This is a genomic window from Deinococcus pimensis DSM 21231 (assembly GCF_000519345.1).
In the GTDB taxonomy this organism is placed as follows: domain Bacteria; phylum Deinococcota; class Deinococci; order Deinococcales; family Deinococcaceae; genus Deinococcus_A; species Deinococcus_A pimensis.
Genome location: NZ_KI912648.1, coordinates 26738 through 33247, shown reverse-complemented (window position 1 = coordinate 33247; position 6510 = coordinate 26738). Strand labels below are relative to the sequence as shown.

General features: G+C 70.9%; 6 protein-coding genes and 1 pseudogene. 6 read left to right on the top strand and 1 reads right to left on the bottom strand.

The features are described 5' to 3' along the window. Positions 1-247: pseudogene (locus tag DEIPI_RS31105) on the bottom strand (MarR family winged helix-turn-helix transcriptional regulator); the annotation flags it as partial. Positions 248-410: 163 nt separating this feature from the next. Here DEIPI_RS31105 and icd point away from each other — a divergent pair. The 6 genes from icd to DEIPI_RS31100 form a co-directional block, all read left to right on the top strand. Continuing rightward, on the top strand, positions 411-1652 hold the full coding sequence (gene icd, locus DEIPI_RS0113725) for an NADP-dependent isocitrate dehydrogenase (RefSeq protein ID WP_027482139.1): 1242 nt from the start codon (positions 411-413) through the stop codon (positions 1650-1652). Between the two features lie 226 nt (positions 1653-1878). Then, positions 1879-2097 carry a hypothetical protein gene (locus DEIPI_RS0113720; RefSeq protein ID WP_027482138.1) on the top strand — a complete coding sequence of 73 codons (219 nt, stop codon included), beginning with the start codon at positions 1879-1881 and terminating at the stop codon, positions 2095-2097. Positions 2098-2175: 78 nt separating this feature from the next. Beyond that, entirely contained in the window at positions 2176-3015 is an 840-nt protein-coding gene (locus tag DEIPI_RS0113715) for a peptidoglycan-binding domain-containing protein (protein WP_045234322.1), read from the top strand. A 213-nt stretch (positions 3016-3228) separates the two neighbouring features. Next, positions 3229-4749, top strand: a complete 1521-nt coding sequence (locus DEIPI_RS0113710; protein WP_027482136.1) for a B12-binding domain-containing radical SAM protein — start codon at positions 3229-3231, stop codon at positions 4747-4749. A 288-nt stretch (positions 4750-5037) separates the two neighbouring features. Then, the gene (locus tag DEIPI_RS0113705) at positions 5038-5553 is read left to right on the top strand and encodes a DinB family protein (RefSeq protein ID WP_045234331.1); all 516 of its coding nucleotides are present in this window, start codon (positions 5038-5040) and stop codon (positions 5551-5553) included. Between the two features lie 20 nt (positions 5554-5573). Further along, positions 5574-6510 (top strand): aminotransferase class V-fold PLP-dependent enzyme (locus tag DEIPI_RS31100; RefSeq protein ID WP_052351733.1); only part of this gene is annotated, 937 nt, incomplete at its 3' end.

Here is a 6510-nt window from a genome sequence, read left to right as displayed (position 1 = left end):
GGACGGCGCGCTCCACGAGGTGGCTCGTGGCGGGCAGGGAGAGGCTGAGGCGGCGGGCGAGGTCCGTGACGGCGAGGCCCGGCTCGTGCCGGAGGTGCAGGAGCGCCCCGAGCGAGCTGAAGGACAGGTCGAGGTCGGCGGAGACGCTGGACATCTCCCGCACGAGGTGCGCGGAGACGGAGCGCTGGACGCCCTGCAGTCGCCGCTGGACCCGGTCCCTGAGCTCGGGGAGCTCAACGTTCGTCATACTTGCGATCTTGAAACTGTTCGATGGATGGAACCGTAGCGGGTCACACCGAACCTTCATCACCGGCGCGGGGCGGGCGGACCGGGTGTCACTCACCCGGTGACAATCTGACCCTCACGGAGACGCCCCCGCCAGCGCGTGCTGCGTTACAGTGGGACCCGATATGGACCAGCACATCAGGATTCCCGAGCAGGGCCAGAAGGTCACCCTTTCGGAGGGCAAGCTCAACGTCCCCAGCAACCCCATCATTCCCTTCGTCGAGGGTGACGGCACCGGCCCGGACATCTGGCGCGCCAGCGTCCGCGTCCTCGACGCCGCCGTCGAGAAGGCCTACGGCGGCGAGCGCAAGATCGCCTGGATGGAGGTCTACGCGGGCGAGAAGGCCAACGAGGTCTACGGCGAGCAGGTCTGGCTGCCGCAGGCCACCGTCGAGGCGTTCCGCGAGTACCTCGTCGGCATCAAGGGCCCCCTCACCACGCCCGTCGGCGGCGGCATCCGCTCCATCAACGTGGCCCTGCGTCAGGAACTCGACCTGTACGCCTGCGTGCGTCCCGTCGTGTACTTCGACGGTGTCCCCAGCCCCGTGAAGCGCCCCCAGGACATCGACATGGTGATCTTCCGCGAGAACACCGAGGACATCTACGCCGGCATCGAGTACAAGGCCGGCACGCCCGAGGCGAAGCAGGTCCTCGACTTCCTCCAGGGCACCATGAAGGTGAACAAGATCCGCTTCCCCGAGTCGAGCAGCTTCGGCATCAAGCCCGTCTCGAAGGAAGGCAGCGAGCGCCTCATCCGCGCCGCCATCCAGTACGCCCTCGACAACGGCCGCAAGAGCGTCACCCTCGTCCACAAGGGCAACATCATGAAGTTCACGGAAGGCGCCTTCCGCGACTGGGGCTACGAGCTCGCCAAGCGTGAATTCGGCGCGACCGAACTCGACGGCGGCCCCTGGTGCGTCCTCCCGAACGGCATCGTCATCAAGGACGTCATCGCCGACAACTTCCTCCAGCAGATCCTGCTGCGCCCCAAGGACTACGACGTCGTCGCGACGCTCAATCTCAACGGCGACTACTTCAGCGACGCGCTCGCCGCGCAGGTCGGCGGCATCGGCATCGCGCCCGGCGCCAACATCAACTACGTCACCGGCCACAGCGTCTTCGAGGCCACCCACGGCACCGCGCCCAAGTACGCCGGCAAGGACGTCATCAACCCCAGCTCCGTCATCCTCTCCGGCGAGATGATGCTGCGCTACATGGGCTGGACCGAGGCGGCCGACCTCATCCTCAAGGCCATCGACACGACCATCCGCAACAGGACCGTCACGTACGACTTCGCCCGTGACATGGAAGGCGCCACGCAGGTCAAGACCAGCGAGTTCGCCGACCGCATCATCGCGAACATGTAACCGAGTGGAGGGACGCGTCGACGCTCCAGGCGCGAAGCCGACGAGGGGCGGCCCGGGCAGCGATGCCGGGCCGCCCCTCTCTTCTGCCTGGGGCGGTGACGCGTCTCCGTGAGTGTGGGAGTGGCCGTCCAGGTCGGGCTGCGTACGGACCGGGGCGGCCCGGTCCTCTTGCCTGGGGCGGTGACGTGTCTCTGTGGGTGTGGGTGGGTGCTATGCTCTTCTCCGCATGGGTCGTCTCCTCGCCGGTCTGCTCGCGGTCGTCACCGCCGCACTCGTCGCGCTCGCGGCGATCTGGCTGCTGGGGCAGCTGCTGCAGTTCCTCGGCGTCTTCCTCGCGGGCCTCGCGGGCGTGCTGGCGGGTCTGCTGTGGTTCCTCGTGCTGGCCGTGCTGCTCGGCGGCCTCGCGTACTTCCTCGCGAGCGTGTACCGCCGCCCCGGCGCCTGAAGTTCAGGCTGCCGGGCCGTCACCGGACGTTCACGCGCGCGTCATCTCCGGTCAGGCGAATCGCGCGATCCTGGGGCGATGCGCGCCCTGTGGAGTTCTTCTCTTTTCCTGCTCGGCTCACTCGCGTGGAGTGCGGTGCTCGCGGCGGCCTCCCCCGAGGAGGTGGACGCGGCGGCGGTGCGGGCCGCGCGCGCGGTGGACGGCACGATCGTGCCCTGCCCGGAAACGTGGCGCAACTTCACCGAGAGCCGCCGCTGCGTCCGCGCGCCCGAGACGCCGGAGAAGGTGAAGGCCCGGCTCAACCGCGCGCTCGGCGAGACGCTCGTGACCGCCTGGCGCGCCCAGACCAACCCCGTCTTCTCGTACAACTACGTCCGCACGGCCTCGTCCCTCGTGGGCGTCGTGGCGGGCCCGGCGACGCGCGAGGGGGACTCGACCCTGCTGGTGCTGGACTCCGTCCCGGACCGGGCGGACACGCGCCGTGACGAGGGCGGCGTACGGCTCGTGCCGCAGCCCCGCGCGAGCGCGCCCACCGCGCCGCGCGCGGGAACGTCGGCCCGGACGGAAACTCCGCCCAGCGCGTCCGCGAAGCCGTCCATTGCGGCTCCCGCCGCGACCGCCACGGTCTCACCGGACACGCCCGCGTTCACACGCGTGCTCGCGCTGCGCGAGCCGCGCATGAACGGCGAGGACGTGCGGCGCGTGCAGAACCGCCTGATGGACGTGGCGCGGCTTCCGCGCGGCGGCGGCGGGGACGGCTGGTTCGGCCCGGTGACGAGCGCGACCGTGCGGGCCTTCCAGGCGGCGAACGGCCTGAAGGTGACGGGCACGGTGGACCGCGCGACGTGGGCGAGGCTGTTCTCGGCGGACGCGCGACCCTTCGACCCGCGCGCCGTGGACGCGCTGCTCGGACGCTGAGTCCCGTGCCGGAGATTGTTCCGGACACCAATATGGAGCGGCGCGCTCGGGTATACTCCGTCAAAGCGGTGGCTCGCCGCTTTTCTTCGTGTTCCGGCCCGGCCCCGCAGTGAGGCCGCCGACCGGGACCCGGCGGGCCACGTCGGTGCCGTCCAAGTCACGACGCCTCACGGCGCGCGGTTCGCCGCGCCCGCCCCAACCCACGGAGATCCCTTGAACTACTGGCGCAGCACGCTCAAACCCCTCCTCGACGACGAGACCGGCACGATCTTCAAGCACGCGCCGATCCGTGTGACGCTGGCCTTCCCCAACCGCTACTCGGTGGGGATGGCGAGCCTCGGCTACCAGGTCATCTACCGCATGTTCAATCAGGAGGAGGGCGTGTCCTGCGAGCGGGCCTTCCTGCCCGACGACGTGGAGAACTTTCGCGGCGCCCTGCCCACCGTGGAGACGGGCCGTGACGCCGGGGACTGCGAGCTCCTCGCGATCTCGGTCTCGTTCGAGCTGGACCTGACGAACATCATCCGCCTGCTGGACGTGGCGGGCCTGCACCCCCTGCGCGAGGAGCGGGGCGAGTCCGACGCGATCGTGATGATCGGCGGGCCGTTCACGTCCAGCAACCCCTACCCGCTGACGCCCTTCGCCGACATCATCGCCATCGGGGACGGGGAGCAGCTGGTGCCCGTCATCAGCGAGGCGCTGCGCGAGGCGGGCAGCCGGGAGGAGTTCTACGACCTCATCGACGGCGTGCCCGGCATCTTCCTGCCGCACCGTCACGTGCACGAGCCGAAGTGGGCGACCGCGCCGAAGGAGCTGCTGCCCGCGTACAGCCAGATCGTGACGCCACACTCGGAGCTGTCGAACATGTTCCTCGTGGAGGCGCAGCGCGGCTGCCCGCGCCCCTGCACCTTCTGCCTGGCGCGCACGATGTACGGCCCGAACCGCAACAACGGGGGCGACGAGCTGCTGGAGCGCATCCCGGACTGGGCGACGAAGGTGGGCCTCGTGGGCGCGGCCCTGTCGGACTTCCCGCACACGAAGTACGTGGGCCGCAAGCTCACGGAGCGCGGCGTGAAGCTCGGCGTGAGCAGCATCCGCGCGGACACCGTCGACGAGGAGCTCGCCGCGATCCTCAAGGCGGGCGGCCTGCGGACCTTCACGGTCGCGTCGGACGCTCCGAGCGAGCGGCTGCGCCGCTGGCTGAAGAAGGGCATCACCACCGAGGACCTGCTCAAGACGGCGCACATCAGCCGCTCGCTCGGCTTCAGCGGCATCAAGGTGTACATGATGATCGGCCTCGGGCCGGAGACGGACGACGACATCACCGAGCTGATCGAGTTCACGAGGGAGCTCGCGAAGATCAACCGCGTGGCGCTCGGCATCAGCCCGTTCGTGCCGAAGCGGCACACGCCGCACTTCGCGGATCCCTTCGCGGGCGTCAAGACCATCGAGGGACGCCTCAAGCGCATCCAGAAGGAGCTGCGCACCACGGCGGAGCTGCGCAACGTCAGCGCGAAGTGGGCGTGGGTGGAGAGCGTCGTCGCGCGTGGCGGCGCGGAGGTCGGGATGGCCGCGTACGGCCTGTACCGCAACGAGAGCGTCGCGTCGTGGAAGAAGGCGCTCGACGAGATCGGCTGGCACGACGAGTTCGAGGCGAACCGCACCGCCATCGAGCTGCCGCCGGGGCAGTTCGTGCAGGACGTGTCCGCGCACGCGGGCGGCCTCGCGGTCTGAGGCCGCGGGAAGAGAACGGGAGGCGCCCACGCGGGCGCCTCCTTCGCGTTGCACGGGACCTGTCCGGACAACCCCCGCATGGAGACGCCCCGAATCGTCCATGCTCTCCCCGTCCGCGAGGACGCGCCGGGAACACGGAGGATCGGCATCCCCCAGAAAGGACCTCCCCCCGGGAGGCAGCCATCCTCGTGACGCTGGCCACGAACGGCGCCCCACCCCGGGGCGCCGTTTTCCCGTCCTGAGCCGTCGTGCCGATGCGCGGCCGCGGGGCGCGTGTCACGCTGGGGCGTGCAGAACCTGACCGTCACGACCGACCACCCACACAGCCCCGACGTCGCGCGCGCCCTGTGGGTGCTGCGGGAGGCCCGGCGGCGCACGCTGCGTGCCGTCTCGGGCGGCTTCGACCCCGACTGGCGTCCCCCGGAGGCCGCGAATTCCGCCGGGACCCTGCTCTATCACGTCGCCGCCATCGAACTCGACTGGCTGTACTCCGAGGTGCGAGGCGAGGACTTCCCCGAGGAGGCCACGCGCTGGTTCCCGCACGACGTGCGCGAGGAGGGTGGGCGCCTCACGCCCGTCACGGGCGAGACGGTGGATCACGCCCTGGACCGCCTGCGCTGGGTGCGCGGCCTGCTGGAGGACACCTTCGCCACCATGACCGACGAGGACTTCCGCCGACCGCGTGAGCTGCCGCAGTACCGGGTGACGCCCGAGTGGGTGCTGGCGCACCTCGCGCTGCACGAGGCGCAGCACGCCGGGCAGATCCTGTTCCTGCGTACGCTCGCCGGCACGCCGCCACGCTGAGGCGGGGTATCCTGCGCGTCATGGACGTCCGTCACCTCTTCCCCGCCCTGAGCGGGGACGTCGCCTACCTCGACAACGCCGCCGGAGCGATGCTGCCCCGCCACGCCGTCGACGCGATCACGCGTTTCCTCACCACGTACGGGGGCGCGAACGTGAAGCAGTCCTTCCGCCAGAGCGTGGACGTCACCGCCCTGAAGGACCGCGCGCGGGCGCGCAGCGCGACCTACCTGAACGCCCGGCCCGACGAGGTCGCGATGGGGCCGAGCGCCACGGCGCTGAAGTGGCAGCTCTCGCGGGCCTTCGCGCGCCTGTGGGGCGACGGCGACGAGGTGATCGTCTCCGAACTGGAGCACGAGGCGAACCACTCGCCGTGGCGCTCGCTCGAACGGCAGGGCGTGCGGGTGCGCGTCTGGCGGGCCCGCTGGCCCGAGGGAACCCTGCACGTGGAGGACCTGCGCGGGCTGCTCTCGGAGAGGACGAGGTTCGTGGCGCTGTGCGTCGCGGCGAACTCCACCGGGACGCTCACGCCCGTCGCGGAGACGGCGCGGGCGGCGCGCGAGGTGGGCGCGTGGACCCTCGTGGACGCCGTGCACAGCGCGCCCCACCACCTGCCGGACGTGCGGGCCTGGGGCGTGGACTTCGCCGTGATGAGCCCGTACAAGGTGTTCGGGCCGCACCTCGGGCTGCTGTTCGCGCGCCGGGAGCTGGTCGCGGGCCTGCCCGCCGAGAAGCTGAGCTTCGTGGCGGACGCGGACGTCACGAAGTTCGAGGCGGGCACCGCGCAGCACGAGCTCCTCGCGGGCTGGCTCGGCACGCTCGACTACCTCGCGGAGCTCGGCGGCGCGTCCTTCTCCCGGGCGGCGCTGGAGGCCGCGTACGCGCGGATCGAGGCGACGGAGGCGCCCGTCGCGCGCGCGCTCGTGGAGGGGTTGCGGGACCTGGAGGGCGTCACGCTGC

Excerpts from the sequence above, each read along its gene's own strand:
- icd (WP_027482139.1), top strand. The coding sequence starts at position 411 with ATGGACCAGCACATCAGGATTCCCGAGCAGGGCCAGAAGGTCACCCTT.
- DEIPI_RS0113720 (WP_027482138.1), top strand. The coding sequence starts at position 1,879 with ATGGGTCGTCTCCTCGCCGGTCTGCTCGCGGTCGTCACCGCCGCACTC.
- DEIPI_RS0113715 (WP_045234322.1), top strand. The coding sequence starts at position 2,176 with ATGCGCGCCCTGTGGAGTTCTTCTCTTTTCCTGCTCGGCTCACTCGCG.